Origin of the sequence: Enterobacter sp. BIDMC109, from assembly GCF_001037885.1 — a bacterium.
GTDB classification, from domain to species: Bacteria; Pseudomonadota; Gammaproteobacteria; order Enterobacterales; family Enterobacteriaceae; genus Enterobacter; species Enterobacter hormaechei_C.
In genome coordinates this window covers 3,178,535-3,205,411 of sequence record NZ_KQ090002.1, presented here as the reverse complement: position 1 = coordinate 3,205,411, position 26,877 = coordinate 3,178,535, and the positions used below count along the sequence as shown (strand labels likewise).

Below are 26,877 nucleotides of genomic sequence, written 5' to 3'. Positions count from 1 at the left end.
ACTTACAACTAAGGCATAAGAACCCGTTTATGGAGTCGCTTATGCCCTGGGATGCGAGAGATACCATGTCATTACGTACCGAGTTTGTTTTGTTCGCCTCGCAGGACGGGGCGAACATCCGTTCCCTCTGCCGTCACTACGGCATTTCCCCTGCCACCGGCTACAAGTGGCTTCAGCGCTGGGTTCAGGAAGGCGCCGCCGGCCTTCAGGACCGCCCGCGCATACCGCACCATTCCCCGAACCGCTCGTCAGACGACATCACTGCCCTGCTGCGCATGGCACATGCCCGTCATGAACGCTGGGGAGCCCGCAAGATTAAGCGCTGGCTCGAAGACCAGGGACACACCATGCCTGCCTTCAGCACCGTCCATAACCTGATGGCCCGCCATGGCCTGCTGCCGGGAACGGCGCCCGGTATTCCGGCTACGGGCCGCTTCGAACACGATGCGCCGAACAGGCTCTGGCAGATGGATTTTAAGGGCCACTTTCCCTTTGGCGGTGGCCGCTGCCATCCGCTCACCCTGCTGGATGACCACTCCCGTTTTTCCCTGTGCCTGGCGCACTGTACCGATGAACGGCGCGAGACCGTGCAGCAGCAACTGGTCAGCGTGTTTGAGCGTTACGGCCTGCCGGACCGGATGACGATGGACAACGGCTCGCCGTGGGGTGACACCACCGGCACCTGGACGGCGCTGGAGCTGTGGCTGATGCGCCACGGTATCCGGGTGGGCCATTCCCGGCCTTACCATCCGCAGACGCAGGGCAAGCTGGAGCGTTTTCACCGCAGCCTGAAGGCGGAAGTGCTACAGGAGAGATGGTTCGCGGACAGCGGTGAGTTGCAGCGCGCTTTCGACCACTGGCGGACGGTGTACAACCTTGAACGGCCACATGAAGCGCTGGACATGGCAGTACCGGCCTCGAGATACCAGCCGTCTGCGCGGTAGTACCGCGCCGGCACACCCCCACCGGAGTACGATGAAGGCGTGGTGGTCAGGAAGGTGGATATCAGCGGGAAGCTGAGCATACAGGGTATCAGTCTGAACGCAGGGAAGGCCTTCAGGGGAGAGCGTGTGGGGCTGAGGGAGACACAGGAGGACGGCTGCTATGAAGTATGGTGGTACAGCACGAAAGTGGGGATGATCGACCTGAAGAAAAAGTCGATCATCATGGGTAAAGGATGTTAAAAAGTGTTCACCATGTCCCCGAACACCTGTCTACCATGTCCCCGGACTGTACACCCTTTGGGAGAGGGCCGGGGTGAGGGGAGAAGTTCGCACTCAGCGGCGAACCGGCGCCCCATCCGCCACATAATACGCCGCCGTGCTCTTCGCCAGCGGCTCGCGCCCGCGAATGGCGTCGGCAATCTTTTCGCCAATCATGATGGTGGTGGCGTTCAGGTTGCCGGTGATAATCTGCGGCATAATCGACGCATCCACTACGCGTAACCCTTCCAGCCCGTGAACCCGGCCTTCGCCGTCAACCACCGCCATTTCGTCGTAGCCCATTTTGCAAGTGCCGCACGGGTGGAAGGCGGTTTCGGCGTGGTTGCGCACGAACTCGTCCAGCTGTTCGTCGGTCTGGCATTCGACGCCCGGGCTGATTTCACGACCGCGATACTTGTCCAGCGCAGGCTGGTGCATGATCTCGCGGGTGATGCGGATCGCGTCGCGGAACTCCTGCCAGTCCTGCTCGTGGGACATGTAGTTGAACAGGATCGCCGGATGCTGGTGCGGATCGCGCGACTTGATGCGCACGTGGCCGCGGCTCGGCGAGCGCATGGAACCAACGTGGCACTGGAAGCCATGTTCTTTCACCGCGTTCGAGCCGTTGTAGTTAATCGCCACCGGCAGGAAGTGATACTGAATGTTTGGCCACTCGAACTCCTCGCGGCTGCGGATAAATCCGCCCGCTTCGAAGTGGTTGCTAGCGCCCACGCCTGTGCCGCCAAACAGCCACTCCGCGCCAATCTTCGGCTGGTTCCACCATTGCAGGGCAGGGTAGAGGGAGACCGGCTCCTTACATTCATACTGAAGGTACATCTCCAGGTGATCCTGCAAGTTTTCACCCACCCCGGGTAAATCATGCACCAGCGGGATATCAAACTGTTTCAGCAGTTCAGCGTTGCCCACGCCGGAGCGCTGGAGGATCTGCGGAGACGCGATGGCGCCCGCGCACAGCAGCACCTCTTTCTTCGCTGTCGCTTTTGACGGAATGGTGCTTTCGCCTTCCAGCCACTCGACGCCCACCGCGCGCTTGCCGTCAAAGATAATGTGATCGGTCATGGCGTGGGTGCGGATGGTCAGATTCGGGCGCGGTTTGGCCTGGTCCAGATAGCCGCGCGCGGTGCTGGCGCGTCGGCCCTGCGGCGTGACCGTACGGTCCATCGGGCCAAAGCCTTCCTGCTGATAGCCGTTAAGGTCGTCGGTGCGCGGGTAGCCCGCCTGCACGCCCGCCTCTACCATCGCTTCAAACAGCGGGTTCACGCCCGGCTTAGAGGTGGTGACGCTCACCGGACCGTCGCCGCCGTGGTAGTCGTTCGGCCCCACGTCGCGGGTCTCTGCCTTGCGGTAATAGGGCAGGCAGTTGAGGTAGCTCCAGTGCTCCAGACCCGATTGTTTCGCCCAGTTGTCCAGATCCATCGCGTTACCGCGCACGTAGCACATGCCGTTGATCAGCGACGAGCCGCCCAGCCCTTTACCTCGTCCGCATTCCATGCGGCGATTGTTCATGAAAGGCTCAGGCTCGGTTTCATACGCCCAGTTGTAGCGCTTGCCCTGCAACGGGAAGGCCAGCGCGGCAGGCATCTGGGTGCGGAAGTCAAAGCGGTAGTCCGGCCCGCCCGCCTCAAGCAGCAGGACGGTGGTGTTCGGATCTTCAGTCAGTCGTGTTGCCAGTACGTTGCCGGCAGAGCCGGCTCCGATAATGATGTAGTCAAATTGCAAATAAACCTCCCGGTTAAAATATGGACTGGAATTTACCCATCTCAACCTGGATGGACTTCACCTGGGTGTAACTCTGAAGCGTCATGACGCCGTTCTCACGGCCAATGCCGGAGTGTTTGTAGCCGCCGACCGGCATCTCTGCGGCGGATTCACCCCAGGTGTTGATCCAGCAGATGCCCGCTTCGAGCTGATGAATAGCGCCGTGGGCGCGGTTCAGATCGGCGGTGACGATGCCCGCCGCCAGACCGTAGTCGGTATCATTGGCGCGGCGAATGGCCTCTTCGTCAGTGTCATAGGTAAGAATGGACATCACCGGGCCGAAGATCTCTTCGCGCACGATGGTCATTTCGTCGGTGCAGTCGGTGAACACGGTCGGGGCCACCCACGCGCCGTTGTCAAAGCCGTCACCCTTCAGCACGTCGCCGCCGCACAGCACGCGCGCGCCTTCCTCTTTGCCTCTGGCGATGTAGCGCAGCACGCTGTCGCGGTGCGGGAAGCTGACCATCGGGCCAAAGTTGGTGTTTTCATCGAACAGGTCGCCCGCGCGGATGCGGCCCACGCGCTCAACGATTTTTTGCTCAAACGCGGCTTTGACCTTCGCGGGCACGAACACGCGGGTGCCGTTGGTGCACACCTGACCGGAGCTGAAGAAGTTCGCCATCATGGCGATATCTGCCGCGAGATCCAGATCCGCGTCGTCAAACACTATCAGCGGAGATTTACCGCCCAGCTCCATCGTCACCTCTTTCAGGGACGAGGCCGCCGAGTTCGCCATCACCTTTTTGCCGCTGGCCACGCCACCGGTGAAGGAGACTTTGGCGATGCCCGGATGCTCGGTCAGGAACTGGCCGGTCTCCGCGCCCACGCCTGGCAGGACGTTAAACACGCCGTCCGGAACGCCCGCTTCGGTGTAGATCTCCGCCAGTTTCAGGGCGGTAAGCGGAGTTACTTCGCTCGGCTTGAAGATCATCGCGTTGCCCGCCGCCAGCGCCGGGGCGGATTTCCACAGGGCGATCTGGATCGGGTAGTTCCACGCGCCGATGCCCGCCACCACGCCCAGCGGCTCGCGGCGGGTGTAGACGAACGAGGTGTCGCGCAGCGGGATCTGGCTGCCTTCCAGCGCCGGGATCAGCCCCGCGTAGTACTCCAGCACGTCCGCGCCGGTAACGATGTCGACGGTCGAGGTTTCGGAATACGCTTTACCGGTGTCGAGGGTTTCCAGCGTTGCCAGCTCGTCGTTGCGCTCGCGCAGGATATCGACGGCGCGGCGCAGGATGCGCGAGCGCTCCATGGCGGTCATCGCCGCCCAGATCTTCTGCCCGCGCTGTGCGCTTTCCACGGCGCGGTCCACGTCTTCGCGCCCGGCGGCCTGCACGGTTGCCAGAACTTCACCGTTCGCCGGGTTGATGGTCTCGAAGGTGCGACCGCTGGTGGCCGATGTGTAACCACCATTGATATAAAGCTGCTGTTCTGCCATTCGGGACATAAATTCTCCTCGGTTAATCGGTCGGTAAATGCTGGCTGATAAAGTGGCTGGTGAGCGACTGGGCCAGGGTTTTATCCAGCGGTTTGCCGCTGAGCGCAGCGCGCAGCCACAGCCCGTCAATCAGTGCGGCGAGCCCGTAGCCCGCCTCTTCAGCCAGTTCACGCGGCAGCTCGCGGCGGAACTCGTACACCAGGTTAGAGAGCAACCGGCGGCTGCTGACCTGCTGCAAACGGTAGAGCATCGGCTGATGCATGCTGCTGGCCCAGAAGGCCAGCCAGGCCTTCATCGCCGCGCCGCTGATCTGGGTTTCATCAAAATTGCCGCCGACAATCGCCTGCAATCGCTGCTCTGCGCTGCCGTCCGGCAGGGCGCGTAAACGGCTTAATACCGCGTCGCGCAGCTGACCGGTGATGTCACGCATGGTCGCTTCCAGCAGACCGTTTTTATCTTTGAAATAGTGGCTGATGATCCCCGTGGATACGCCCGCCCGACGGGCGATCTGTGCGATGGTTGCGTCATGCATTCCCACTTCATTAATTGCTTCCAGCGTGGCATCGATTAGCTGCCTGCGCCGGATCGGCTGCATCCCCACTTTGGGCATTTTTGCCACTCCATTCATCAGCGTTGGTTAACTATTAAAGCGGTTTTTGATTGGACGTTCAATATAAAATGTGTCTTAATTGTTGCGGATTTGGATTTCAATAGTTACAAAAACAGTGGGGATACTGGATGACAGACCTTTCACAGGACAGAGAAAAAGACAAAATCAACCCGGTCGTTTTTTATACGTCCGCCGGGCTGATTTTGTTGTTTTCCCTGACGACCATTTTCTTTCGTGATTTTTCTGCCGAGTGGATTGGGCGCACCCTGAACTGGGTGTCGAAGACCTTCGGCTGGTACTATCTGCTGGCGGCGACGCTCTATATTGTCTTCGTGGTCTGCATTGCCTGCTCGCGCTTCGGTTCGGTGAAGCTCGGGCCAGAGCAGTCTAAGCCCGAGTTCAGCCTGCTGAGCTGGGCCGCGATGCTGTTTGCCGCGGGCATCGGCATCGACCTGATGTTCTTCTCCGTGGCGGAACCGGTCACGCAGTATATGCAGCCGCCGGAAGCGGCAGGGCAGACGATGGAGGCCGCGCGCCAGGCGATGGTCTGGACGCTCTTCCACTACGGTCTGACCGGCTGGTCGATGTACGCCCTGATGGGCATGGCGCTCGGATACTTTAGCTATCGTTATAATTTGCCCCTTACCATCCGCTCCGCGCTGTACCCGATTTTCGGTAAAAAGATTAACGGCCCGATAGGCCACAGCGTCGACATTGCGGCGGTGATCGGCACCATCTTTGGTATCGCGACAACGCTCGGAATTGGCGTAGTGCAGCTTAACTACGGGCTGAGCGTGCTGTTTGACATCCCGGATTCGATGGCGGCGAAGGCGGCGCTGATTGCGCTGTCGGTGATTATCGCCACCATCTCGGTGACCTCCGGCGTGGATAAAGGGATTCGCGTGCTCTCCGAGCTGAACGTCGCGCTGGCGCTGGGGCTGATCCTGTTCGTGCTGTTTATGGGCGACACCTCGTTCCTGCTCAATGCCTTAGTGCTGAACGTGGGTGATTACGTGAACCGCTTTATGGGCATGACGCTGAACAGCTTCGCCTTTGACCGTCCGACAGAGTGGATGAACAACTGGACGCTCTTCTTCTGGGCGTGGTGGGTGGCGTGGTCGCCGTTTGTCGGCCTGTTCCTGGCGCGTATTTCGCGTGGGCGCACCATCCGTCAGTTCGTGATGGGCACGCTGATCATCCCATTCACCTTTACCCTGCTGTGGCTGTCGATTTTCGGCAACAGCGCGCTGCACGAGATCATCCACGGCAATGCGACTTTTGCCCAGGAAGCGATGGCGCACCCGGAGCGCGGCTTCTACAGCCTGCTGGCGCAGTATCCGGCGTTTACCTTTAGCGCGTCCGTAGCGACCATTACCGGCCTGCTGTTCTACGTCACCTCGGCGGACTCCGGCGCGCTGGTGCTGGGGAACTTCACCTCGAAGCTCAAGGACATTAACAGCGACGCGCCGAACTGGCTGCGCATCTTCTGGTCCGTCGCCATCGGCCTGCTGACGCTCGGCATGCTGATGACCAACGGTATCTCGGCGTTGCAGAACACCACGGTGATCATGGGCCTGCCGTTCAGCTTCGTGATCTTCTTCGTGATGGCCGGGCTGTATAAATCGCTTAAGGTGGAAGACTACCGCCGCGTCAGCGCCAGCCGCGACACCGCCCCGCGTCCGCTGGGCGCGCAGGACAGGCTGAGCTGGAAAAAACGCCTCTCGCGCCTGATGAACTACCCCGGCACGCGCTACACCAGCCAGATGATGGAGACGGTCTGCTTCCCGGCGATGGAAGAGGTGGCCCAGGAGCTGAAGCTGCGTGGCGCCTACGTGGAGCTGAAAAACCTGCCCCCGGAAGAGGGCGAAAATCTGGGGCACCTGGATCTGCTGGTGCACATGGGCGACGAGCAGAACTTTGTCTATCAGATCTGGCCGCAGCAGTATTCGGTGCCCGGGTTCACCTACCGGGCGCGCAGCGGGAAGTCGACCTACTACCGGCTGGAGACCTTCCTGCTGGAAGGCAGCCAGGGGAATGATTTGATGGATTACAGCAAGGAGCAGGTGATTACGGACATTCTGGATCAGTATGAACGGCACCTGAACTTTATCCATCTGCACAGGGAAGCGCCGGGGAATAGCGTGATGTTCCCGGATGTTTGAGGCTTGATCTGAAGAACCTACAAAGGCAGCGCCGCTGCCCCCATGCCGGGTGGCGGCGATGCCTTACCCGGCCTACAAAACCGGTTTATCGTAGGCCTGATAAGCGAAGCGCCATCAGGCGTTTAATGAGCATTGGATCTGAAGGGCAATATTTCCTTTCTTTATATTCACCATTTTATTTTTCTTCATTTACTCGAGCCGCCTCGCATTTCCCTAATATTCGACCCCTGTACATTTATCCATGGCAGTATAATAGCGGCAGTTAAGCCAGCACTGAGATCTTGAAAGAATAGGTAAAAAGGTAAGAAAAGGAATCGCGGTACAAAGGTGTGCGACCACCCCCATACCGCTAACCACAAACAACTAACACGGAGTTGATTATGGCTGCGAAGAATTCTATGCCAGAGCGGGCTATTGCCCAAACAGAAAATGCAGATTTAGAGATTCAGCAAGAAAATCGCGAGAAGCTACGCAAAAAACGCATCCGGGCGTTGCATGACGAGCCGGTTCACTCTGCGTATCTGCATGAAAGAGGAGAGGCGGGTTCCGCCTGTGTGGAACTTTATACTCGAATGGAGCGCAACTATCTGCCGTTAACCGGCACGTGGTTAACCCGCGCAGGGTTTAAAGCAGGAATAGCCGTGAAGATCCGCGTGATGCCGGATTGTATTGTGATCACGCCGCAAAATTCCCGTGAGCTGTGGGGCTGTCTGGAAGGCGTCAGTGCAACGTATACCAACAAACTGAAGATGATGAAGTGGCTGGAGACGTTTCCGGGAGCGTTAATTGATACGGGGGATTTGCCCGTGAACGAAAGTAGAAAATAGTAGCGGTAAAAATTAACGAGGCGATCCAGGGAATGCCAGGATCGCCGTTTCTGAGCGGCAGCATGCATTGATCTTTATGAGCCAGGTAAATTATGCGTTACTCTTTTCTTTCTGAGCTGGTTTCATCCATGCATCGCCATAAATAATATTACCTTTCACATAATTCCACTGAATGCCGCGGAATCGAAGTCCCACCACTTCATGCATATTCGGGGCTGAACTGCCCGGGTAATAAACATGCGTGAAATCCAGAGATGCGATCACCACGCTATCAAGCGTCATGGTGTAGATCTCCCTTTCTGCTCCCGCTTCAACAATTTCATAATATTTGATAATGGCTTTTTGCAGCCGTCTGCCCTCGCAGGCGGCAACGGCAAGATAAGGGCTCACTTTATCCAATTGCTTATGCAGAGTAACAGGGCCATGCTGCCGTGTTCCGGTCATATTCCCGGTATGGCTGTCCACTGCCTGTTTTATGCCGTAACTGCTGTTCATAATTTCGATAGCACCTTTCCGGCCTGGCATCATACAGTCGCCCTGAACCTGCATTCCGTTCTCATCGTAGAGAAATAGGTAAGCGGGTAATGACATTATAATTCTCCTAAATTAGTAAGCTGTCCGTCATTATCAATAAAGAATTCGTGATGATAATTTTTATTATTTAAACCATAGCTAATAACATATGTATAGCCATACTCCCAATTAACATCTATGCAACTGTTAGGATAAGACCAACTGATTTTATTCCTTCCCGAACTTGTGATGGTAGTAATGTCGGGGCCTTTGCTGGAATCAATGGTGTAATAGTTCACGACATCTTTTTTATTAATACTAAAGCAAACATGGTTACCCTCAATAAAAGTAGCTCTGGGATGAGACAACGGCGGGCAACCAGGGCACCCCGTCAGGAGAATACATAATGGTGAGATGAGCGTTATAGTTTTCATCCTGGGAATCCTTTCAGAATATTTTTATATTTTTGCAGCAGAGAATAAACGGGTTCATTCGAATTAATATCTCGATATTTTGGCAGGAATGTATATTTTTCAAACCCATAAAACTGTAATAACCAGTAGTCACTTATGATCGATGCTTGCTGTTCTAATCCGTAATGCAACAGATCTGCTTTATCAAAGCTATAGGTGTAGTCAGCAATACCAGAGAATAATCCCCTTGTTCTGACAAACATCCCTTTTTGGGCTTGCCAGACATGCATCATTTCATGCATGAATAGGTGTTTTTTATCTAACAATTTTTCTAATGAAAAATCCGGAGAATATGTGTCTTCTCTAAACCACATTTCCCCGTTGGGAGTCATAGCAACATTTACAGGTTGTAAATTAAAAGGAAGATAACTTTCCCTGTGTATCCACACCAGATGATAACGGATGCTGTAACCGTAAAGCGTCTTAGCAAGGGCGATTTCACCGATCGTGAGCTGTCGGACCCCGCCTGGATTAATTGGGGTTCCCGAAGTGGGGTGGATCCTTTCATTAACAGGCATAACAATTCCATGTTTTTTATGTGGATATTGGTCTTCAATCATACGCCTGAACGGCAGAGGAAAAAGAACGCACTTTTCCTAAAAATTCCGCCTGACAGTCCAGGTTGACACAACTTTAATGATAATTATTTTCATTTAAACATAGCCTGTGCTATACCTTATAGCACAGGCTAATTTTGCTTTGAATTTAATCACCTCAGGAGACTTCTGCGATGCATCCACGGCAAGGATTGAAGCGTCTGTTGCTCGGCGCGCTGCTCATGACTGCGACCACGACCGGCGCGCTGGCGGCTGAAAAGTTCCAGGTCATCACCACTTTTACCGTTATCGCTGATATGGCGAAAAACGTGGCGGGGGATGCCGCAGAGGTCACCTCCATCACCAAACCGGGCGCGGAAATTCACGAATACCAGCCCACCCCGGGCGATATCAAACGCGCGCAGAAGGCACAGCTGATCCTGGCGAACGGCATGAATCTGGAGCTGTGGTTCCAGCGCTTTTATCAGCATCTGAACGGCGTGCCGGAGGTGATTGTCACCAAAGGCATCACCCCGATGGGCATCAGCGAAGGGCCCTATAACGGCAAGCCCAATCCGCACGCGTGGATGTCGCCGGACAACGCCCTGATTTACGTCGATAACATCCGCGACGCGCTGGTGAAGTACGATCCGGCCAACGCACAGACCTATCAGCGCAATGCGGAAGCCTACAAGCATAAGATCACCGCCACTCTCGAACCGCTGCGCAAGCAGGTCGCGGAGATACCTGAAGACAAACGCTGGATGGTAACCAGCGAAGGGGCGTTCTCCTATCTGGCGCGGGATTTGGGCCTGAAGGAGCTTTACCTGTGGCCAATCAACGCCGATCAGCAGGGCACGCCCCAGCAGGTGCGCAAGGTTATCGACATGGTGAAAAAACATCACATTCCGGCGGTGTTTAGCGAAAGTACGGTCTCCGATAAGCCCGCGCGTCAGGTGGCGCGGGAAACCGACACCCACTACGGCGGCGTGCTGTACGTCGACTCCCTGAGCGCGGAAAACGGCCCGGTGCCGACCTATATCGATCTGCTGAACGTCACCACCCGCACGTTGGTGCAGGGCATCCGTGACGGCATGAAGGAGTAACCATGCACGATGGGATTGTTGTCTCAGACGTCACCGTGACCTACCGCAACGGCCACACGGCGCTGCGCGACGCGTCGTTCAGCGTGCCGGGCGGATCGATTGCCGCCCTGGTTGGCGTAAACGGTTCCGGCAAATCCACGCTGTTCAAGGCGGTGATGGGCTTTGTGCGGGCGGCGAGCGGCACTATCTCCATTCTGGGGTTGCCGCCTCACCGGGCGCTGCGTCAGAACCTGGTCGCCTACGTGCCGCAGTCGGAAGAGGTCGACTGGTCGTTTCCGGTGCTCGTCGAGGACGTGGTGATGATGGGCCGCTACGGGCATATGGGGTTTCTGCGTCGTCCCAAAGAATGCGATAAGCAGATCGTCACCGACGCCCTGAAGCGTGTAGATATGCTCGAGCTGCGCCATCGGCAGATTGGCGAGCTGTCCGGCGGGCAGAAGAAGCGCGTGTTTCTGGCGCGGGCGATTGCCCAGCAGGGCGAGGTGATCCTGCTCGACGAGCCGTTTACCGGCGTGGACGTCAAAACCGAAGCCAGGATCATCAGCCTGCTGCGGGAGCTGCGCGACGAGGGCAAAACGATGCTGGTCTCGACCCATAACCTGGGCTCGGTCACGGAATTCTGCGATTACACGGTGATGGTCAAAGGCACCGTGCTGGCGAGCGGCCCGACGGAAACCACCTTTACCGCCGAGAATCTCGAGCGCGCCTTTAGCGGCGTGCTGCGCCACGTGGTGCTCAGCGGCTCGGAAGATCGCATTATTACCGACGACGAACGCCCCTTCGTCACGCACCGTCAGGAGGCCAAATGAACGTGCTTCTCGAACCCTTCGGCTACGAGTACATGCTCAACGCGATGTGGGTCTCGGCGATGGTGGGCGGGCTGTGCGCGTTTCTCTCCTGCTATCTGATGCTCAAAGGCTGGTCGCTGATCGGCGATGCGCTGTCGCACTCCATCGTGCCGGGCGTAGCGGGGGCCTACATGCTCGGGCTGCCGTTCTCGCTGGGGGCGTTTTTATCGGGCGGGCTGGCGGCGGGCAGCATGCTGTTTCTCAACCAGCGCAGCCGCCTGAAGGAGGACGCCATTATCGGGCTGATCTTCTCCTCGTTTTTCGGGCTGGGGCTGTTTATGGTCTCGCTCAACCCGACCTCGGTGAACATTCAGACCATCGTCCTCGGCAATATTCTGGCTATCGCCCCGGAAGATATCGTCCAGCTGGCGATTATCGGCGTGGTGTCGATAGTTATCCTGCTGTTCAAATGGAAAGATCTGATGGTGACCTTTTTTGATGAGAACCACGCCCGCGCCATCGGCCTGCGTCCTGAACGCCTGAAAATTCTCTTCTTCACGCTGCTGGCGGTCTCTACCGTGGCGGCGCTGCAAACCGTCGGCGCATTTCTGGTGATCTGTCTGGTGGTCACGCCCGGCGCGACCGCGTGGCTGCTGACCGACCGCTTCCCGCGCCTGCTGATGATTGCGGTCGCCATTGGCAGCATCACCAGCTTCCTCGGCGCGTGGGCCAGCTATTACCTGGACGGCGCCACCGGCGGCATTATCGTGGTCGCCCAGACGCTGCTGTTCCTGATGGCGTTCGTCTTTGCGCCGAAGCACGGACTGCTTGCCAGCCGCCGTCGGGCGCGGGAGGCACACCCATGTTGACGCTGCTTCTCGAACCGTTCCAGTTTGCGTTTATGAACAACGCGCTGCTGATTTCACTCATGGTGGCCGTGCCCTGCGCGCTGCTGTCGGTTTTTCTGGTGCTGAAAGGCTGGGCGCTGATGGGCGACGCCATGAGCCACGCGGTGTTTCCCGGCGTCGTGCTGGCCTGGATGATGGGCCTGCCGCTGGCGCTGGGCGCGTTCGTAGCCGGTCTTTTCTGCGCGGTCGCCACCGGATATCTGAAGGATAACAGCCGCATCAAACAGGATACGGTCATGGGGATCGTCTTTTCCGGCATGTTCGGCGCCGGGCTGATCCTCTATATCGCCGTCAAACCTGAGGTGCATCTCGACCACATTCTGTTCGGCGATATGCTGGGTATTAACGGGATGGACATTCTGCAAAGCGGTCTCGTCGCGGGGCTGATTGCGCTGGTGATTGGCCTGAAGTGGCGCGATTTTCTGCTGTTCTGCTTTGACTATCAGCAGGCGCAGGCGAGTGGCCTGCGCACCCGCTGGCTGCACTACGGCTTACTGTGCATGGTTTCGCTGACCATCGTTGCGACGCTGAAAGCGGTGGGGATCATTCTGTCGATTTCCCTGCTGATTGCGCCCGGCGCCGTGGCGGTGCTGATTACCCGACGCTTTCACATGGCACTGCTGGTGGCGGTCGCCGTTTCAGCGCTGGTGTCGGTAAGCGGCGTTTATGCCTCGTTTTATCTCGACAGCGCGCCTGCGCCGACCATTGTGGTCCTGTTCGCGATGGTGTTTATCGTGACGTTTGTGGTGACCAGCGTGAAGGCTCGTCGCCAGGAGCGTGTGACAGCAGGGTGATGACCTGTTCGCCGTGCTGCTGCCAGTGCAGGCGGAAGGCGGTGCCTTCTTCAAAGCCTGCCAGTTGACGGGTCAATGCCAGCGTAATCGTCTGTGCGTCGAGCACCGTTACGCGGGCGCTGTCAAAACCCATGTAAGCCTGCACCTGTGGAAAGAGGGCCTTGAACAGGCTCTCTTTGGCGCTGAACGCCAGCGTCAGGGCGAGGGCGAACGGGTATCCCAGGCGGAAAAGCACAGGTTCTTCCTGCGTATCAATAATGCCGTCTTTGATTTCCCTGGCTTCGTTTTCGAAGAGGATCGTTTCACAATCGATGCCGATAAGCGCCGGGTATTGCGTGACGACGGCTATCGCCTGCGTGCCGCTGTGGGTGATGCTGCCGGAAATACCTTGCGGCCAGAGCGGTTCCCCGCTGGGGCCAATGGCGGGCATGGTGTGGTCAGGTAAGGCGTGCGCGGCGGCGATGCGGCCTGCCAGGTGGTCGGCCTTGCGTTTGCGTCCGGCGTCAGCAAGCTGCGCGTGATGGGGGAGCCAGAGGAGATCGGCGTCGGTAAAGGTGGCGGGGTCGAAAGTGATGCGGTGGAGGGTGTGGCCGGCGAGAGAAAATGTGCTGTGGGTGGTGTGCATGGTTTTTCCCCTCACCCTGACCCTCTCCCCAGAGGGGAGAGGGAAGGATTGACTTCAGTGCCTTAAAAACGCGTATTCACGCTCATATACCAGGTACGGCCCGGTTCATTATACGTATACGCGCCCGCACCGTACATATACGCGCCGGTGGTGGTATTACCCGTGGTCTGGGCGTTACCCGCACGCCACTGGCGCTTGTCGAAGACGTTGTCCACGCCGCCGGTCAGGCTGACGTTTTTGGTCACGTCCCAGGTCGCACTCAGGCCAACGATGCTGTACGGGCTGACTTCGTCTTTCTCAGACCCGGTCACCGGCTGACCTTTGTAGTTGTACTTCTTCGGCTGCTGCTTGCCATACCAGGTGAAGGTCGACTGCAATGAGACATCCTGACGTACCTGCCAGCTCAGGGTAGAGTTCAGCGTATACTCCGGGATGATCGACAGACGATCGCCGGTCTCCTTGTTCTTGCTTTGCAGCATGTAGGTGATGTTGTTGGTCCAGTTGATGGTGTCGCTGACCGGCACGTTCAGGGAGCCTTCCAGACCTTCTACTACCGCCTTCGGCACGTTTTCCCACTGGTAGATATCGGTGGTGACTTTGCCGGTGGACGTCTGGCCAATCGGCGCGTAGCCCGCTTCAATCTTGTTGCGGTAGTCGTTGCGGAACCAGGTCACACCCGCCAGCCAGCCATCGCGTTTCCACTCCAGACCAATCTCTTTGTTGATGCTGGTCTCCGCTTTCAGATCGTCGTTACCCATCATGTAGCAGCCCACGCCGTCGGAACTGGCGTAGCAGCCCTGGCCTTTACTGTACAGCAGGTAGTTCGGGTTGGTCTGGTACAGGCTTGGCGCTTTATAGGCGCGCGCGATGCCCATCTTCAGGGTGAAGTCATCCCCCAGACCCTGCGACAGGTTCAGGGACGGGCTCCAGTTATTACCCACAATGGTGTGGTGGTCGAAGCGCAGGGCAGGGGTCAGCATGGTGCTGTCGGTCAGCTCCATGTTGTTTTCGGCAAACAGGGAGAAGATCTCCGCTGAAGTGTACGGGCTACGGTCTTCGCTCATGCCCGGAATGGTGCCGCCCTGCTGGGTTTGCGTGAAGGAGGTCGAGTCCTTCATGCGCTGCTGGTTCCACTCGGTGCCGAGCGTCAGGTTCTGGTTCACAATGAAATCAATCGGCAGGTTGATTTCGCTGTGCAGCATCACGTCGGCCAGGTCGGTATCGGTGAATTTATTGCTGTTGAACAGGCCTTCCAGACCGCCCGCCAGGCCTTCGCCCAGACGTGAGTTGCGGGTGTGCTCGTACTGCGCCCAGTTGCTGGTGGTAATGCCGTTATCCCAGCCGCCGTTCCAGGTCACGGCGAAGTTCTGACGATAGATACGGTTAGTCTCTTTACCGTAGTTCTTCTTCACCAGCCCGCTGGAGCTGTTGTCGTTGTTGGTATTCTGGGTATCGCCCGCGTAAAGGTTGTTCTGGCGGCTGTATCCCGCCTCAAACTCCAGGGACTGCATAGGCGCAAAGTCCCAGCGCACCACGCCGTTGATGTCTTTATTCTCGACCCCTTCACGGCCTGCCGGCAGCGTGTCGGCATATGCGCCGGTACGGTCAGACTGATGGCCCTGGTTAATGTCCCAGGCGTCGGCCTGGGTTTTATCCAGGTTACCGTACATGCGGAAGCTGAAATCCCCGCCCAGCGGGCCGCTCAGGCTGAAGTTAGTGCGTTTGGTGGAACCTTCGTCTTTATGCTCTGGCGCATTCAGGTAGGTGTTCCAGGAGCCGTGCCACTGGTCGTCAAATTTTTTGGTGATGATGTTCACCACGCCGCCCGCCGCACCGTTACCGTAGCGGGCAGCAGCCGGGCCACGGATCACTTCGATGCGCTCGATCATCTCCGGCGGGACCCAGCCGGTATCGCCGCGGGTATCACGCTCGCCGCGCCAGCCCAGACGGATGGAGTTGCGGCTGGTGACCGGCTTGCCGTCGATCAGGATCAGGGTGTTTTCCGGGCCCATGCCGCGAATGTCAATCTGACGGTTGTTCCCGCGCTGGCCGCTGGTGGAGTTGCCGGTCAGGTTAACGCCCGGCATGGTGCGGATGATTTCCGCCACGTCGCGCGCGGGCGGGTTTTTGCGGATCTCGTCGGCGGTGATGGTCGACACGCCCGGCGCCTGCAAATTCTGCTCGGCGGCGGTGATCACCATGGTGTCTTCATGCTGCGCGGAGGCGGTGTTGTCGTCTGCCATGACGGGCAGCGCGACACCATAAATCCCTAAATTGACCAGCAAGGCCAGAGAGTGAATCTTCTTATTCATTGTACGTCCCGCTTTTATGGTTATTTAATGAGCGCGCTTCCCACAGCGCGGGCATTACGCTATTGCAAATGCAAATAGTTATCAATAATATTATCAATAAAATTTGCTCTGAAACAAAGAAGACTGTTAAACATGGGGTTATAAGGGTGACGGCGTTAACAACCGGAAGTGAAGCGTGGTGGCAGGCGAAAGACGGGCCGGAACGGGAACGTCATCAGGAAAACTATCGCGTGACATTCTGGTGGCGGGACCCGGCGGGAACGCAGAAAACGTCGACGGTTAAACGCGTCTGGCTCTACGTCACCGGTGTGACCGATCACCATCAAAATGCCCGTCCGCAGTCCCTTGAACGTATCCCGGATACCGACGTCTGGCAGTGGCAGGGCGAGTTCAGCCCCGAATGGCGCGGCAGCTACTGTTTTATCCCCTCCGACAATGAAAACGATTTTGCCAGCGCAGTGTTTGAAGGCGATCAGCCGGACCGCATGGCGCTGCGCGAAGGCTGGCGCAAACTGTTGCCGCACGCGGTGTCCGACCCGCTGAACGCCCAGAGCTGGCGCGGCGGGCGCGGGCACGCAGTCTCGGCGCTGGAGATGCCGGAGGCGCCCGTACAGCCCGGCTGGAACCATCCCGATACCCCTTACAAAAAGCCTGTCTGCATTGAGTGGCACAGCGCGCGTCTGAAGAACCGTCGCCGCGTGTGGATTTTTACCACCGGGGATGAAAGCCCCGAGCGCCCGCTGGCGGTGCTGCTCGACGGGCAGTTCTGGGCCGAAAGCATGCCCGTCTGGCCTGCGCTGGCGTCGCTCACCCTTGAAGGCAAACTGCCGCCTGCGGTCTATGTCTTAATCGACGTGATTGACACCGCACACCGCAGCCGCGAGCTGCCGTGTAACCCTGATTTCTGGCTGGCGGTGCAGGACGAACTTCTCCCGCAGGTGAAAAGCATGGCCCCGTTCAGCGACCGCGCCGACCATACCGTGGTGGCGGGTCAGAGCTTCGGCGGGCTCTCTTCCCTCTATGCGGGCCTCAACTGGCCGCAGCGTTTTGGCTGCATCCTCAGCCAGTCCGGATCCTACTGGTGGCCGCACCGCGGCGCGCAGCAGGACGGGCTGCTCATCGAACAACTCAAAGCGGGTGACAAAACCGCTCGCGGGCTGCGCATCGTCCTTGAGGCCGGGCGCAACGAGCCGCTTATTTTGCGCGCAAACCAGGCGATCCTCGCCGAACTACACACTCAGCAACCGGTTTTCTGGCGTCAGGTTGACGGCGGACACGATGCGCTTTGCTGGCGCGGTGGGCTGACGCAGGGGCTGATGACCCTCTGGCAGCCGCTTATTCAATAACGGAGTCTGTATGGAATTCAGCAATCCTTTCGATAATCCGCAGGGACAGTTCGCCATTTTGCAAAATGACCAGGGGCAGTACAGCCTGTGGCCGCAGCAGTGCGAGTTGCCCGCGGGCTGGCGCGTGGTCTGCGAACCGCAATCTCAGGAGGCGTGCCAGCAGTGGCTGGTGGAACAGTGGCAGACGCTTGAGCCGTCATGTTTTGCGGGGGAGCGCGCATGAACCGTCTCCCTCTTGTCGCCGCCCAGCCGGGGATCTGGATGGCAGAGCAGCTTTCCTCCCTGCCAAACGCCTGGAGCGTCGCGCACTACACCGAGCTGAAAGGCGCTATCGATGCGCCATTGCTGGCAAAAGCCATCGCTGAAGGCATGATGCAGGCCGACACCCTGCGGATGCGTTTTGCCGAAGATAACGGTGAGGTGTGGCAGTGGATCGATGAGGCCATGCTCCTGCCGGAGCCGTCCATCGTGCGCGTTGACTCCCACGACGCCGCCGTGGCGCTGATGGAGGCCGATCTCAACCAGAACCTGCGCGTCGACAGCGGTCAGCCGCTGGCGTTTCACCAGCTGATCCAGGTGGGAGAAAGCCACTGGTACTGGTATCAGCGGTATCATCATCTGGTGGTAGATGGCTTCAGCTTCCCTGCTATTACCCGTCAGATCGCCGCCATTTACGCTGCGTGGCAGAAAGGTGAATCCACGCCGGCCTCGCCGTTCACCCCGTTCGCCGAGGTGGTGGAGGAGTATCAGCGCTATCGCGACAGCGAGGCGTATCAGCGCGACGGTGCTTTCTGGGCCGAACAACGCAAACAGCTTCCTTCTCCGGTCTCGCTCTCTTCCGCGCCGCTGCCGGGACGCGCCGCCACCACCGATATCCTGCGCCTGAAAATTGCGATGGACGGCCGTGCGTTCAGCCAGCTTGCACAGAAGGCAGGCCAGGCGCAGCGTACCGATCTGGCCCTTGCGCTGGTGGCGCTGTGGCTGGGCCGCCTGACCGGACGGCTGGACTACGCCGCCGGGTTTATCTTTATGCGCCGCATGGGCTCCGCCGCGCTGACCGCGACCGGACCGGTGCTCAACGTCCTGCCGCTGGCGGTGAATATTCGCCCGCAGGAGAGCCTGCCGGAACTGGCGCTGCGCCTGGCGAACCAGCTGAAAAAGATGCGCCGCCATCAGCGTTACGACGCCGAGCAGATCGTGCGCGACAGCGGACGTGCCGCAGGCGACGAAGCCCTTTTTGGTCCGGTGCTGAACGTCAAGGTGTTCGATTATCAGCTGAATATCAACGGCGTGGAGGCCATTACCCACACGCTGGCAACCGGCCCGGTGAACGATCTGGAGCTGGCGCTGTTCCCGGACGAGCAGGGCGGACTGAGCATTGAGATCCTCGCCAACGGGCAGCGTTACGACGAGGCGACGCTGAAGGGGCACGCGGCGCGCCTGAACGCAATGCTGACGCAGTTTGCCGCCAATCCGGACCTGCGCTGTGGCGACGTGGAAACTGTATCAGAGCAGGAATACGCCCGGCTGGCGCGCATCAACGATACCGGGCTGGCGCTGCCGTCCACCACGCTGGCGGATCTTGTGGCGGAGCAGGCGAGCAAAACGCCGGACGCCCCCGCGCTGGCGGATGCCCATACTGAACTGAACTACCGCCAGCTGCGCGAGCAGGTGGTCGCGCTGGCAAACCTGCTGCGCGCGCGCGGCGTGAAGCCGGGCGACAGCGTGGCGGTGGCGCTCCCGCGCTCGGTGTTCCTGACCCTGGCGCTGCACGGGATTGTTGAAGCAGGCGCCGCCTGGCTGCCGCTGGATACCGGTTACCCGGATGACCGTCTGCGGATGATGCTGGAGGACGCGAAGCCGTCGCTGCTCATTACCACCGACGAGCAGCTTCCGCGCTTTAACGATCTGCCGATCGCCACCTTTAGTTACAACACACTATTACCGGCCACCGATGCTGAACCTCTGCGACTGGCGAAGCCGGAGCAGACCGCGTACATCATATTTACCTCCGGTTCGACGGGGCGTCCAAAAGGGGTGATGGTCGGCCATACCGCCATCGTTAACCGCCTGAAGTGGATGCAGGATCATTATCCACTGGCGGCGCATGACGTGGTGGCGCAGAAAACGCCGTGCAGCTTTGACGTGTCGGTGTGGGAGTTCTGGTGGCCGTTTATCGCCGGGGCGAAGCTGGTGATGGCCGAGCCGGACGCGCACCGCGATCCGCAGGCAATGCAGAGTTTCTTCGCGCAGTACGGCGTGACCACCACCCACTTCGTGCCGTCGATGCTGGCGGCGTTCGTCGCCTCGCTGACGCCGGAAAACGTCGACTGTTGCAGGACGCTGAAGCAGGTGTTCTGTAGCGGCGAGGCGTTGCCGACTGCGCTGTGTCGCGAGTGGGAACAGCTCACCCATGCGCCGCTGCACAACCTCTATGGCCCGACCGAAGCGGCGGTGGACGTCAGCTGGTATCCGGCGTTTGGCCCCGAGCTGGCGGCGGTGGAGGGCAACAGCGTGCCAATTGGCTTCCCGGTGTGGAATACGGGGCTGCGCATTCTGGACGCGATGATGCGCCCGGTGCCGTTCGGCGTGGCGGGGGATCTCTATCTCACCGGCATCCAGCTGGCGCAGGGGTATCTGGGACGCCCCGACCTTACCGCCAGCCGCTTTATCGCCGATCCGTTTGCCCCCGGCGAGCGAATGTACCGCACCGGGGACGTTGCCCGCTGGCTGGACAACGGCGCGGTGGAATATCTGGGCCGCAGCGACGATCAGCTGAAAATCCGCGGCCAGCGCATCGAGCTGGGCGAAATCGACCGGGCGATGCTCGCGCTGCCGGATGTGGCCCAGGCGGTGGCGCACGCCTGCGTGTTCAACCAGGCGGCTGCTACGGGCGGCGATGCCCGCCAGCTGGTGGGATACGTTGTCTCTGAATCCGGCTTACCGCTGGATCGCGACGCGCTGCTTGCATCACTCAAAGCCCAGCTGCCGCCGCATATGGTGCCGGTGGTGCTGCTGCAAATCAGCGCGCTGCCGTTAAGCGCCAACGGCAAACTGGATCGCAAGGCGCTGCCGCTGCCGGAGCTGACCAGCAAAACTTCCGGTCGCGCGCCCGAGACGCAAACTGAAGTCACCGTGGCGCAGGCGTTTTCTGCCCTGCTGGGCTGCGCGGTGAACGATATCGAGGCCGATTTCTTTGCCCTCGGCGGCCACTCGCTGCTGGCGATGCGCCTTGCGGCTCAGCTCAGCCGTGCGTTCAGCCGCAAGGTCACGCCGGGGCAGATTATGGTCGCCTCGACGGTGAGCAAGCTTAGCGCCCTGCTGGACTCGCAGATGAGCGACGAGCAGGCGCAGCGTCTGGGGTATGAAACCGTTCTCCCGCTGCGTGAAAGCAACGGCCCCACGCTGTTCTGCTTCCATCCGGCGTCCGGCTTTGCATGGCAGTTTAGCGTCCTGGCGCGCTACCTCAGCCCGCGCTGGTCAATCGTCGGCATTCAGTCTCCCCGGCCTGAGGGGCCGATGCAGCAGTGTGCGGATCTTGATGCGGTGATCGAACATCATCTGAACACGTTGCGTAAGCAACAGCCGCAGGGGCCGTATTATCTGTTCGGCTATTCCCTCGGCGGCACGCTGGCGCAGGGCATTGCGGCGCGTCTGCGCGAGCAGGGTGAAGACGTAGCGTTCCTCGGCCTGCTGGATACCTGGCCGCCGGAAACCCAGAACTGGGCGGAGAAAGAGGCCAACGGCCTCGATCCGGAGGTGCTGGCGGAAATTGAGCGCGAACGCCAGGCGTTTATCGCTGCCCAGCAGGGGCAGGGCTCCAGCGAGTTGTTTAACGCCATTGAAGGCAACTATGCGGACGCGGTGCGGCTGCTCACCACGGCGCACAGCGCGCGGTTTGACGGTAAAGCGACGCTGTTTGTCGCCGAGCGAACGCGAACCCTGGATCCGCAGGCCGCGTGGGCACCGTGGGTGGGTGAGCAGGAGGTGTACAGCCAGGACTGCGCCCACGTGGATATCATTTCACCGCAGGCGTTTGAAAAGATTGGGCCGGTACTGAAGGAAATTTTGGGGTAACGTTTAAAGCCCCTCACCCTAACCCTCTCCCACGGGGAGAGGGGATGGTTTGCTCCCTCTCCCTGTGGGAGAGGGCCGGGGTGAGGGCATCAGACCGCACGCTTGCCCAACGGCACCACCAACGGCGTACCCGCCACCGGATCCTCAATAATCATGCAGCGCATGCCGTAGATCCGCGCGATCAGATCCGGCGTCACAATCTCTTTCGGCGCGCCCTGCGCCACAATCTCGCCGTCGCGCAGCGCAATCAGATGCGTCGCGTAGCGGCACGCCTGGTTTAAGTCGTGCAGCACTGCCGCCAGGGTGTACCCCTGCGTACGGTTCAGTTCGCTCAGCAGCTCCAGCAGGTCAATCTGATGGCTGATGTCGAGCCAGGTCGTCGGCTCGTCCAGCAGCATGATGGAGGTCTCCTGCGCCAGCACCATCGCAATCCACGCGCGCTGGCGCTGTCCGCCGGAAAGGGTGTCCACGCTCTGCTGGGCCAGATCGGTAATACCCGTCGCCTGCATCGCTCGGTTCACCGCCTCGTCATCCTCTTTACGCCAGCGGGTAAACAGCGGCTGGTGCGGATAGCGCCCGCGGGAGACCAGCTCCTGCACGGTAATATCCCCCGGCGTGGTGGCGTTTTGCGCCAGCAGCCCAATTCGGCGCGCCACCTCTTTGCTGGCGAAGCGCTGGATCTGCTCCCCGTCGAGGAACACGCTACCCTCAACCGGCGACATCAGGCGGCTCAGCGTGCGCAGCAATGTCGATTTGCCGCAGCCGTTTGGCCCGATAATGGCGGTGAAGTGGCCGTCCGGAATGGCAACGGATAAGTCCCGGGCAATGATTTTTTTACCGTAGCCGAGGGTCAAGTTTTCGCCGCGCAAGCGGGGTGTTGAATCTGTCATTTCTTGCGTGACTCCTGAACGAGCAAGACGATGAGGTAAATCCCGCCGAGGCTGACGGTCACCACGCCCACCGGCAGTTGATAAGGCGTAAACAGCCGCTGAGCGCAGAGATCGGCGGCCAGCAGTAATACTGCGCCGCACAGCGCTGCCTGGGTTAATCCCCAGCGCGCGGTGCCGCTAAGTCGCCGCGCGATATGCGGCGCGACAAGGGCAATAAACGAGATCGGCCCGGCGATGGCGGTAGACGCTGCGGTCAGCAAGACCGCCACCAGCATCAGCATCAGGCGCGAGCGCTCTACTCTCACGCCCAGCGCGCAGGCGCTGTCGTCGCCCATCTCCAGCAGGCGCATGCGCCTGACCAGCAGCAACGCGCCAATAAACATCAGGATAATCAGCGGCGCGGCGGGCCAGGTTTTTCCCCACGTCAGACCGTTGAGGGAACCGGCGTACCACAGCCCGGCGGAGAGTGCGGTTTCCAGCGACGCCTGTAGCAGAAGCCAGGTGTTAAACGCCATCAGCATCGCGCGGATGCCGATCCCGATGATGATCAGGCGGAAGGTGTCGATGCCGTTGCGCCAGGCCAGGGCCCAGATAAGCAGGGAGGTGAGAATGCCGCCCGCCATCGCCGTAAAGGTAATGGCCATGAGATGCTGCCCGAACAGCACCATCGCCACCAGCACGCCGCTCCACGCGCCGGTATTCAGGCCCATCACGTCCGGGCTGCCGAGGGGGTTACGCATCAGCGACTGGAATATTGCGCCGCTGACGCCAAGCGCCGCGCCAACCAGGATCGCCATCGCCACGCGCGGAAGTCGCCATTCGGTGACCACCATGGTGATGTTACGCGGCGCGCTGCCGGTGAGAGCGTGAAAGACCTGCGCGAAATCAAGCGTTACGGCACCGCTTTGCAGGCTCCAGACCGCCAGCAGCAGACTGGCGACGACCAGCAGGACGACGCTGGTGAGTAATCTACGGGACGGGGCCATCATGCGCCACCCCCGCGTCTGCGTCGTACCAGGAAGATCAGCACCGGCGCGCCGATAAAGGCGCTGACCACCGAGACGCGCAATTCACCCGGCACCAGCAGGCGGCCCAGTACGTCGGCAAACAGCAGCAGGGCAGGGGTCGCCAGCAGCGTGACCGGCAGCGACCAGCGGTGATCCGCCCCCACCAGCCAGCGCGCCATGTGCGGCATCATCAGGCCGATGAAGGCAATCGGCCCGACGACGGCGGTCGCGCTGCCGCACAGCACGGTGATGACAAGCAGGCCCGTCAGCTGCGTGCGCGCCACGCGGTTGCCGAGGGCGGTCGCGGTGTCGCTGCCGAGGCTCAGGCTGTTGAGCGCCCGGCTTAAACACAGCGCTACGGCGGCAGAGATAAACACCGGGAATGCCACCACTTTCAGGGTATCAAGGGTACGGATATCCAGCGAACCGGCCTGCCAGAAGCGCAGCTGGTCATACACGTCCGGGTTGAGCAGGGCGATGCCGTTCGATAAGCCTTCCAGCACCGCCGCGAGCGCCACGCCCGCCAGTGTCAGACGTACCGGGCTGAGCTGTCCGCCGCCCTGGCTGCCGGTAAAGGCCACCACCAGCGAGGCGGCCAGCGCGCCGCAGAAGGCCATCACCAGCTGTTCAGACGGAGAGGTGAAACCAAACAGCGCCGCGCCGAGCACAATGGCGAAACTGGCACCAGAGTTCACGCCGAGAATGCCAGGGTCCGCCAGCGGGTTGCGGGTGAGGGTTTGCATCAGGGCACCGGCAAGCCCGAGTGCGCCACCGGCCAGCAGGCCGGCAAGGGTGCGGGGCAGGCGGGCGTCGAGCACGATAATGCAGTCGGCGCTCTGGCAGGTACCGGAGAGCGCATCGACAATAACGGACGCGGGCAGCGGCTTCGCGCCAACCAGCAAACTGAGTGCAATCGCAAGGATCAACAGCAGCAATAAAACGGGCACGGCTACGGCGCGCACCGCGGAAGAGGAAAACGACATAGCAACGTCCATGATGTGATAATGATAGTAATTATCGTTATCTATCTTATTTGGCTATGTTAGCATGTGCGCCCATGGAAATGGTAGACCGATACCTCAAGGCCTTGTCATGAATCAAAAATCCTGGCTGCTCAACCTCAGCCTGCTGAAAACGCACCCGGCGTTTCGAGCGGTTTTTATCGCCCGCTTTATCTCCATTTTATCCCTCGGCCTGCTCGGGGTCGCCGTGCCGGTACAGATCCAGACCATGACCCACTCCAGCTGGCTGGTGGGGTTATCCGTCACCTTAACCGGCGGGGCGATGTTTATCGGCCTGATGGTGGGCGGCGTGCTGGCGGACCGCTACGAGCGTAAAAAACTGATCCTGCTGGCGCGCGGCACCTGCGGGGTGGGCTTTGTCGGGCTGTGTCTGAACGCAATGCTGCCGGAGCCGTCGCTGATGGCGATTTATGCCCTGGGCCTGTGGGACGGCTTTTTTGCCTCGTTAGGCGTGACGGCGCTGCTGGCGGCCACGCCCGCGCTGGTCGGGCGCGAGAACCTGATGCAGGCGGGGGCGATCACCATGCTCACCGTGCGTCTGGGATCGGTGATTTCGCCGATGGTCGGCGGCCTGCTGCTGGCGACCGGCAACGTGGCGTGGAACTACGGCCTTGCCGCGGCGGGAACCTTTATCACCACACTGACGCTGCTGCGTCTGCCGCTCCTGCCACCGCCGCCGCAGCCGCGCGAGCATCCGCTGAAGTCCCTGATGGCCGCGATTCGTTTTCTGTTCAGCAACCCGCTGATTGGCGGCATTGCGCTGCTCGGCGGCCTGCTGACGATGGCGAGCGCCGTACGCGTGTTGTACCCGGCGCTGGCGGGCGAGTGGCAGATGAGCGCCTCAGAGATTGGCGTGCTGTACGCCGCCATTCCGCTCGGCGCCGCGTGCGGGGCGCTGACCAGCGGAAACCTGGCGCAGAGCGCGAGACCGGGGTTAATCATGCTGGTGGCGACGCTGGCCTCGTTTATCGCGATTGGTTTCTTCAGCCTGATGCCGGTGTGGGCGCTGGGGGTGATGTGTCTGGTGATTTTTGGCTGGCTGAGCGCGGTCAGCTCTCTTTTACAGTACACCCTGATCCAGACCCAGACGCCGGAAGGGATGCTCGGGCGCATTAACGGCCTGTGGACGGCGCAGAACGTCACGGGCGATGCGATTGGCGCAGCGATCCTCGGCGGGCTGGGGGCGATAATGACCCCGGTGGCGTCGGCGAGCAGCAGCGGGTTTGTGTTAGCCGTGGTTGGCGTAATTTTATTGGCGGTTTTGGTGGAGTTGCGTCGGTTCAGGCAGAACCTGTAGGTCGGGTAAGGCGTAGCCGCCACCCGACAAAACGCCCGGTGGCGCTGCGCTTACCGGGCCTAAGGGAAACGTGCCACTTATTTAAAAATTGAATTCAAACGCTGCAACACCAACAACGCGCTGTAATAATCCAGGCGGAACGTCTCCGTTCCCAGCGCCCAGACACGCTTGTTCTTGACCGACGGCAGATGCGCCAGCAGCGGATTGGCGTAAATCGCGTCCACGTCTTTCTGGTCGCCGGCAAACACGAACAGCCCTTCGCCGTTCAGCCCCGTCGCCAGGTTTTCCCCGCCCAGCTGAATAATGTCGTGACGCTTGCCCTGGCTTTGCGAGGTGTGCAATCCATCAGGTAACGCTGCCAGCGTGAAGCCCAGCTGGTGCAGCAGCTTGCCCTGAGCCGAGTCTGTCGTCCACAGGTTCGCCGTGTGCGCCGCGGCGGTGTAGACGATGGCGTTCACCGGCTGCGGCGGCAGCTTCATCTGCTGCTTCACCTGGGCGAGCTGTTCATCGAAGGCAGCGATGCGCTCTGCGGCCTGTGTTTCCTGCCCGGTGATCGTCCCCAGCTGGGTCAGCAGTTCCTGCCAGCTTTTGTCGTCGTAGTTAATGATAAGCGTCGGGGCTATGGCGGAAAGCTGATCGTAGAGTGCCAGCGCGGAATCCCCGCCGGTGGCGCTGATCAAAATCAGGTCCGGCATCTGGGCCGCGACCGCTTCGGCGCTCGGCTCGCCGATGTACAGCCGGGCAACCTTACGCTGTTTCGCGATATCGCCCCACTGACGTAAAAAGCCCTGTGCATCCGCCACGCGGTTGTTTGGCGTGGTGGCTCCGCTGGCAATAACCGGGGCGTCAATGGCCAGCAGGGAGCCGGTTAGGGTCACGCTGGTGGAGACAATGCGCGTCGGTTTGCTCTCAAGCGTATGAACGCCGCGGCTGTCTGTGACCTGACGCGGCCAGTCGGCGGCCGTCGCTGAGGTTAGTCCTAAAACAAAAAGTCCTGTTAAAAGAAAGGCATTACGGCAAACGGCAGGGAGTTTCACAGAGCGGCATCCTGTTTTTGTTGAAGTTAATGCTTCTCATTTTCATGATTGCGGGGAAGGGATGCAAGCGTTAGTCGCACAAGTTGTTTGCTCTGCGGTTGACACCAGGGCGATGTGGGATTAGGTTA

General features: G+C 59.9%; 22 protein-coding genes and 1 pseudogene. 11 read left to right on the top strand and 12 right to left on the bottom strand.

The genetic code is table 11. The features are described 5' to 3' along the window. Positions 1-29 precede the first annotated feature (29 nt). A pseudogene (locus SK62_RS15160) lies at positions 30-1,184 on the top strand (IS481 family transposase). A gap of 93 nt (positions 1,185-1,277) precedes the next feature. Here the strand turns inward: SK62_RS15160 and betA are convergent. The 3 genes from betA to betI are packed head-to-tail and all read right to left on the bottom strand — an operon-like array spanning position 1,278 to position 5,029. Continuing rightward, the gene (gene betA / locus SK62_RS15155) at positions 1,278-2,942 is read right to left on the bottom strand and encodes a choline dehydrogenase (RefSeq protein WP_023296081.1); all 1,665 of its coding nucleotides are present in this window, start codon (positions 2,940-2,942) and stop codon (positions 1,278-1,280) included. 13 nt (positions 2,943-2,955) lie between these two features. Beyond that, a complete protein-coding gene (betB, locus tag SK62_RS15150) occupies positions 2,956-4,428 on the bottom strand; it encodes a betaine-aldehyde dehydrogenase (RefSeq protein ID WP_047718658.1) in 1,473 nt (490 codons plus the stop codon). 13 nt (positions 4,429-4,441) lie between these two features. Further along, on the bottom strand, positions 4,442-5,029 hold the full coding sequence (gene betI / locus SK62_RS15145) for a transcriptional regulator BetI (RefSeq protein ID WP_047718655.1): 588 nt from the start codon (positions 5,027-5,029) through the stop codon (positions 4,442-4,444). A 128-nt stretch (positions 5,030-5,157) separates the two neighbouring features. On the opposite strand from betI, the gene betT reads away from it, so the two are divergent. Continuing rightward, positions 5,158-7,191 carry a choline BCCT transporter BetT gene (gene betT / locus SK62_RS15140; protein WP_047718653.1) on the top strand — a complete coding sequence of 678 codons (2,034 nt, stop codon included), beginning with the start codon at positions 5,158-5,160 and terminating at the stop codon, positions 7,189-7,191. Positions 7,192-7,571: 380 nt separating this feature from the next. Next, positions 7,572-8,018 (top strand): SymE family type I addiction module toxin, encoded by a 447-nt coding sequence (locus SK62_RS22410; RefSeq protein WP_072250125.1) that lies wholly within the window; start codon positions 7,572-7,574, stop codon positions 8,016-8,018. Between the two features lie 90 nt (positions 8,019-8,108). On the opposite strand, the gene SK62_RS15130 is transcribed toward SK62_RS22410, so the two are convergent. From SK62_RS15130 to SK62_RS15125, 3 genes are read right to left on the bottom strand one after another with little or no spacing between them, the layout of a single operon-like run. Then, entirely contained in the window at positions 8,109-8,609 is a 501-nt protein-coding gene (locus tag SK62_RS15130; RefSeq protein WP_047718650.1) for an Hcp family type VI secretion system effector, read from the bottom strand. Beyond that, positions 8,609-8,965, bottom strand: a complete 357-nt coding sequence (locus tag SK62_RS22405) for a putative T6SS immunity periplasmic lipoprotein (RefSeq protein WP_023296086.1) — start codon at positions 8,963-8,965, stop codon at positions 8,609-8,611. Before SK62_RS22405 ends, SK62_RS15130 begins: the two co-directional genes overlap by 1 nt. Beyond that, positions 8,962-9,522: a hypothetical protein gene (locus SK62_RS15125; protein WP_047718649.1), complete on the bottom strand. Its 561-nt coding sequence runs from the start codon at positions 9,520-9,522 to the stop codon at positions 8,962-8,964. Before SK62_RS15125 ends, SK62_RS22405 begins: the two co-directional genes overlap by 4 nt. Positions 9,523-9,734: 212 nt before the next feature. Here SK62_RS15125 and SK62_RS15120 point away from each other — a divergent pair, with 212 nt between their 5' ends. Genes SK62_RS15120 through SK62_RS15105 form a run of 4 tightly spaced genes read left to right on the top strand, consistent with a single transcriptional unit; the run spans position 9,735 to position 13,136 of the window. Beyond that, complete coding sequence (locus SK62_RS15120; RefSeq protein ID WP_047718647.1) at positions 9,735-10,646, top strand: metal ABC transporter substrate-binding protein; 912 nt, start codon at positions 9,735-9,737, stop codon at positions 10,644-10,646. A 2-nt stretch (positions 10,647-10,648) separates the two neighbouring features. Continuing rightward, the gene (sitB, locus tag SK62_RS15115; protein WP_017694346.1) at positions 10,649-11,455 is read left to right on the top strand and encodes an iron/manganese ABC transporter ATP-binding protein SitB; all 807 of its coding nucleotides are present in this window, start codon (positions 10,649-10,651) and stop codon (positions 11,453-11,455) included. Beyond that, complete coding sequence (gene sitC / locus SK62_RS15110) at positions 11,452-12,303, top strand: iron/manganese ABC transporter permease subunit SitC (RefSeq protein ID WP_023296090.1); 852 nt, start codon at positions 11,452-11,454, stop codon at positions 12,301-12,303. Before sitB ends, sitC begins: the two co-directional genes overlap by 4 nt. After that, a complete protein-coding gene (locus SK62_RS15105) occupies positions 12,297-13,136 on the top strand; it encodes a metal ABC transporter permease (protein ID WP_023303259.1) in 840 nt (279 codons plus the stop codon). The genes sitC and SK62_RS15105 overlap by 7 nt, the downstream gene beginning before the upstream one ends. On the opposite strand, the gene entD is transcribed toward SK62_RS15105, so the two are convergent. Both entD and SK62_RS15095 read right to left on the bottom strand, forming a co-directional pair. Continuing rightward, complete coding sequence (entD, locus tag SK62_RS15100) at positions 13,072-13,761, bottom strand: enterobactin synthase subunit EntD (protein ID WP_047718646.1); 690 nt, start codon at positions 13,759-13,761, stop codon at positions 13,072-13,074. The two genes, SK62_RS15105 and entD, sit on opposite strands and share 65 nt — an antisense overlap. Before the next feature lie 62 nt (positions 13,762-13,823). Further along, positions 13,824-16,073 (bottom strand): TonB-dependent siderophore receptor, encoded by a 2,250-nt coding sequence (locus SK62_RS15095; protein ID WP_015571183.1) that lies wholly within the window; start codon positions 16,071-16,073, stop codon positions 13,824-13,826. A gap of 146 nt (positions 16,074-16,219) precedes the next feature. Between SK62_RS15095 and fes the strand changes: the two genes are divergently transcribed. The 3 genes from fes to entF are packed head-to-tail and all read left to right on the top strand — an operon-like array spanning position 16,220 to position 21,496. Then, positions 16,220-17,419: an enterochelin esterase gene (gene fes / locus SK62_RS15090; RefSeq protein WP_017694342.1), complete on the top strand. Its 1,200-nt coding sequence runs from the start codon at positions 16,220-16,222 to the stop codon at positions 17,417-17,419. Positions 17,420-17,429: 10 nt separating this feature from the next. Continuing rightward, a complete protein-coding gene (locus tag SK62_RS15085) occupies positions 17,430-17,642 on the top strand; it encodes an MbtH family protein (protein ID WP_047637526.1) in 213 nt (70 codons plus the stop codon). Then, positions 17,639-21,496: an enterobactin non-ribosomal peptide synthetase EntF gene (gene entF, locus SK62_RS15080; protein ID WP_047718644.1), complete on the top strand. Its 3,858-nt coding sequence runs from the start codon at positions 17,639-17,641 to the stop codon at positions 21,494-21,496. The genes SK62_RS15085 and entF overlap by 4 nt, the downstream gene beginning before the upstream one ends. Positions 21,497-21,585: 89 nt before the next feature. Here the strand turns inward: entF and fepC are convergent, their stop codons facing one another. Genes fepC through fepD form a run of 3 tightly spaced genes read right to left on the bottom strand, consistent with a single transcriptional unit; the run spans position 21,586 to position 24,376 of the window. Then, positions 21,586-22,386 (bottom strand): iron-enterobactin ABC transporter ATP-binding protein, encoded by an 801-nt coding sequence (gene fepC / locus SK62_RS15075; protein ID WP_047718643.1) that lies wholly within the window; start codon positions 22,384-22,386, stop codon positions 21,586-21,588. After that, positions 22,383-23,372: an iron-enterobactin ABC transporter permease gene (gene fepG, locus SK62_RS15070; RefSeq protein ID WP_072250017.1), complete on the bottom strand. Its 990-nt coding sequence runs from the start codon at positions 23,370-23,372 to the stop codon at positions 22,383-22,385. Before fepG ends, fepC begins: the two co-directional genes overlap by 4 nt. Continuing rightward, positions 23,372-24,376 (bottom strand): Fe(3+)-siderophore ABC transporter permease, encoded by a 1,005-nt coding sequence (gene fepD / locus SK62_RS15065; RefSeq protein ID WP_017382515.1) that lies wholly within the window; start codon positions 24,374-24,376, stop codon positions 23,372-23,374. Before fepD ends, fepG begins: the two co-directional genes overlap by 1 nt. Before the next feature lie 109 nt (positions 24,377-24,485). Here fepD and entS point away from each other — a divergent pair, with 109 nt between their 5' ends. Further along, a complete protein-coding gene (gene entS, locus SK62_RS15060) occupies positions 24,486-25,712 on the top strand; it encodes an enterobactin transporter EntS (protein ID WP_017382514.1) in 1,227 nt (408 codons plus the stop codon). 77 nt (positions 25,713-25,789) lie between these two features. Here the strand turns inward: entS and fepB are convergent, their stop codons facing one another. Further along, on the bottom strand, positions 25,790-26,749 hold the full coding sequence (gene fepB / locus SK62_RS15055; RefSeq protein WP_047718639.1) for a Fe2+-enterobactin ABC transporter substrate-binding protein: 960 nt from the start codon (positions 26,747-26,749) through the stop codon (positions 25,790-25,792). Positions 26,750-26,877: the final 128 nt, after the last annotated feature.

Bases quoted from the DNA above. Each gene is read 5' to 3' on its own strand.
- betB (WP_047718658.1), bottom strand. From the start codon at position 4,428: ATGTCCCGAATGGCAGAACAGCAGCTTTATATCAATGGTGGTTACACA.
- betI (WP_047718655.1), bottom strand. From the start codon at position 5,029: ATGCCCAAAGTGGGGATGCAGCCGATCCGGCGCAGGCAGCTAATCGAT.
- betT (WP_047718653.1), top strand. From the start codon at position 5,158: ATGACAGACCTTTCACAGGACAGAGAAAAAGACAAAATCAACCCGGTC.
- SK62_RS22410 (WP_072250125.1), top strand. From the start codon at position 7,572: ATGGCTGCGAAGAATTCTATGCCAGAGCGGGCTATTGCCCAAACAGAA.
- SK62_RS15130 (WP_047718650.1), bottom strand. From the start codon at position 8,609: ATGTCATTACCCGCTTACCTATTTCTCTACGATGAGAACGGAATGCAG.
- SK62_RS22405 (WP_023296086.1), bottom strand. From the start codon at position 8,965: ATGAAAACTATAACGCTCATCTCACCATTATGTATTCTCCTGACGGGG.
- SK62_RS15125 (WP_047718649.1), bottom strand. From the start codon at position 9,522: ATGCCTGTTAATGAAAGGATCCACCCCACTTCGGGAACCCCAATTAAT.
- SK62_RS15120 (WP_047718647.1), top strand. From the start codon at position 9,735: ATGCATCCACGGCAAGGATTGAAGCGTCTGTTGCTCGGCGCGCTGCTC.
- sitB (WP_017694346.1), top strand. From the start codon at position 10,649: ATGCACGATGGGATTGTTGTCTCAGACGTCACCGTGACCTACCGCAAC.
- sitC (WP_023296090.1), top strand. From the start codon at position 11,452: ATGAACGTGCTTCTCGAACCCTTCGGCTACGAGTACATGCTCAACGCG.
- SK62_RS15105 (WP_023303259.1), top strand. From the start codon at position 12,297: ATGTTGACGCTGCTTCTCGAACCGTTCCAGTTTGCGTTTATGAACAAC.
- entD (WP_047718646.1), bottom strand. From the start codon at position 13,761: ATGCACACCACCCACAGCACATTTTCTCTCGCCGGCCACACCCTCCAC.
- SK62_RS15095 (WP_015571183.1), bottom strand. From the start codon at position 16,073: ATGAATAAGAAGATTCACTCTCTGGCCTTGCTGGTCAATTTAGGGATT.
- SK62_RS15085 (WP_047637526.1), top strand. From the start codon at position 17,430: ATGGAATTCAGCAATCCTTTCGATAATCCGCAGGGACAGTTCGCCATT.
- entF (WP_047718644.1), top strand. From the start codon at position 17,639: ATGAACCGTCTCCCTCTTGTCGCCGCCCAGCCGGGGATCTGGATGGCA.
- fepC (WP_047718643.1), bottom strand. From the start codon at position 22,386: ATGACAGATTCAACACCCCGCTTGCGCGGCGAAAACTTGACCCTCGGC.
- fepG (WP_072250017.1), bottom strand. From the start codon at position 23,372: ATGGCCCCGTCCCGTAGATTACTCACCAGCGTCGTCCTGCTGGTCGTC.
- fepD (WP_017382515.1), bottom strand. From the start codon at position 24,376: ATGTCGTTTTCCTCTTCCGCGGTGCGCGCCGTAGCCGTGCCCGTTTTA.
- entS (WP_017382514.1), top strand. From the start codon at position 24,486: ATGAATCAAAAATCCTGGCTGCTCAACCTCAGCCTGCTGAAAACGCAC.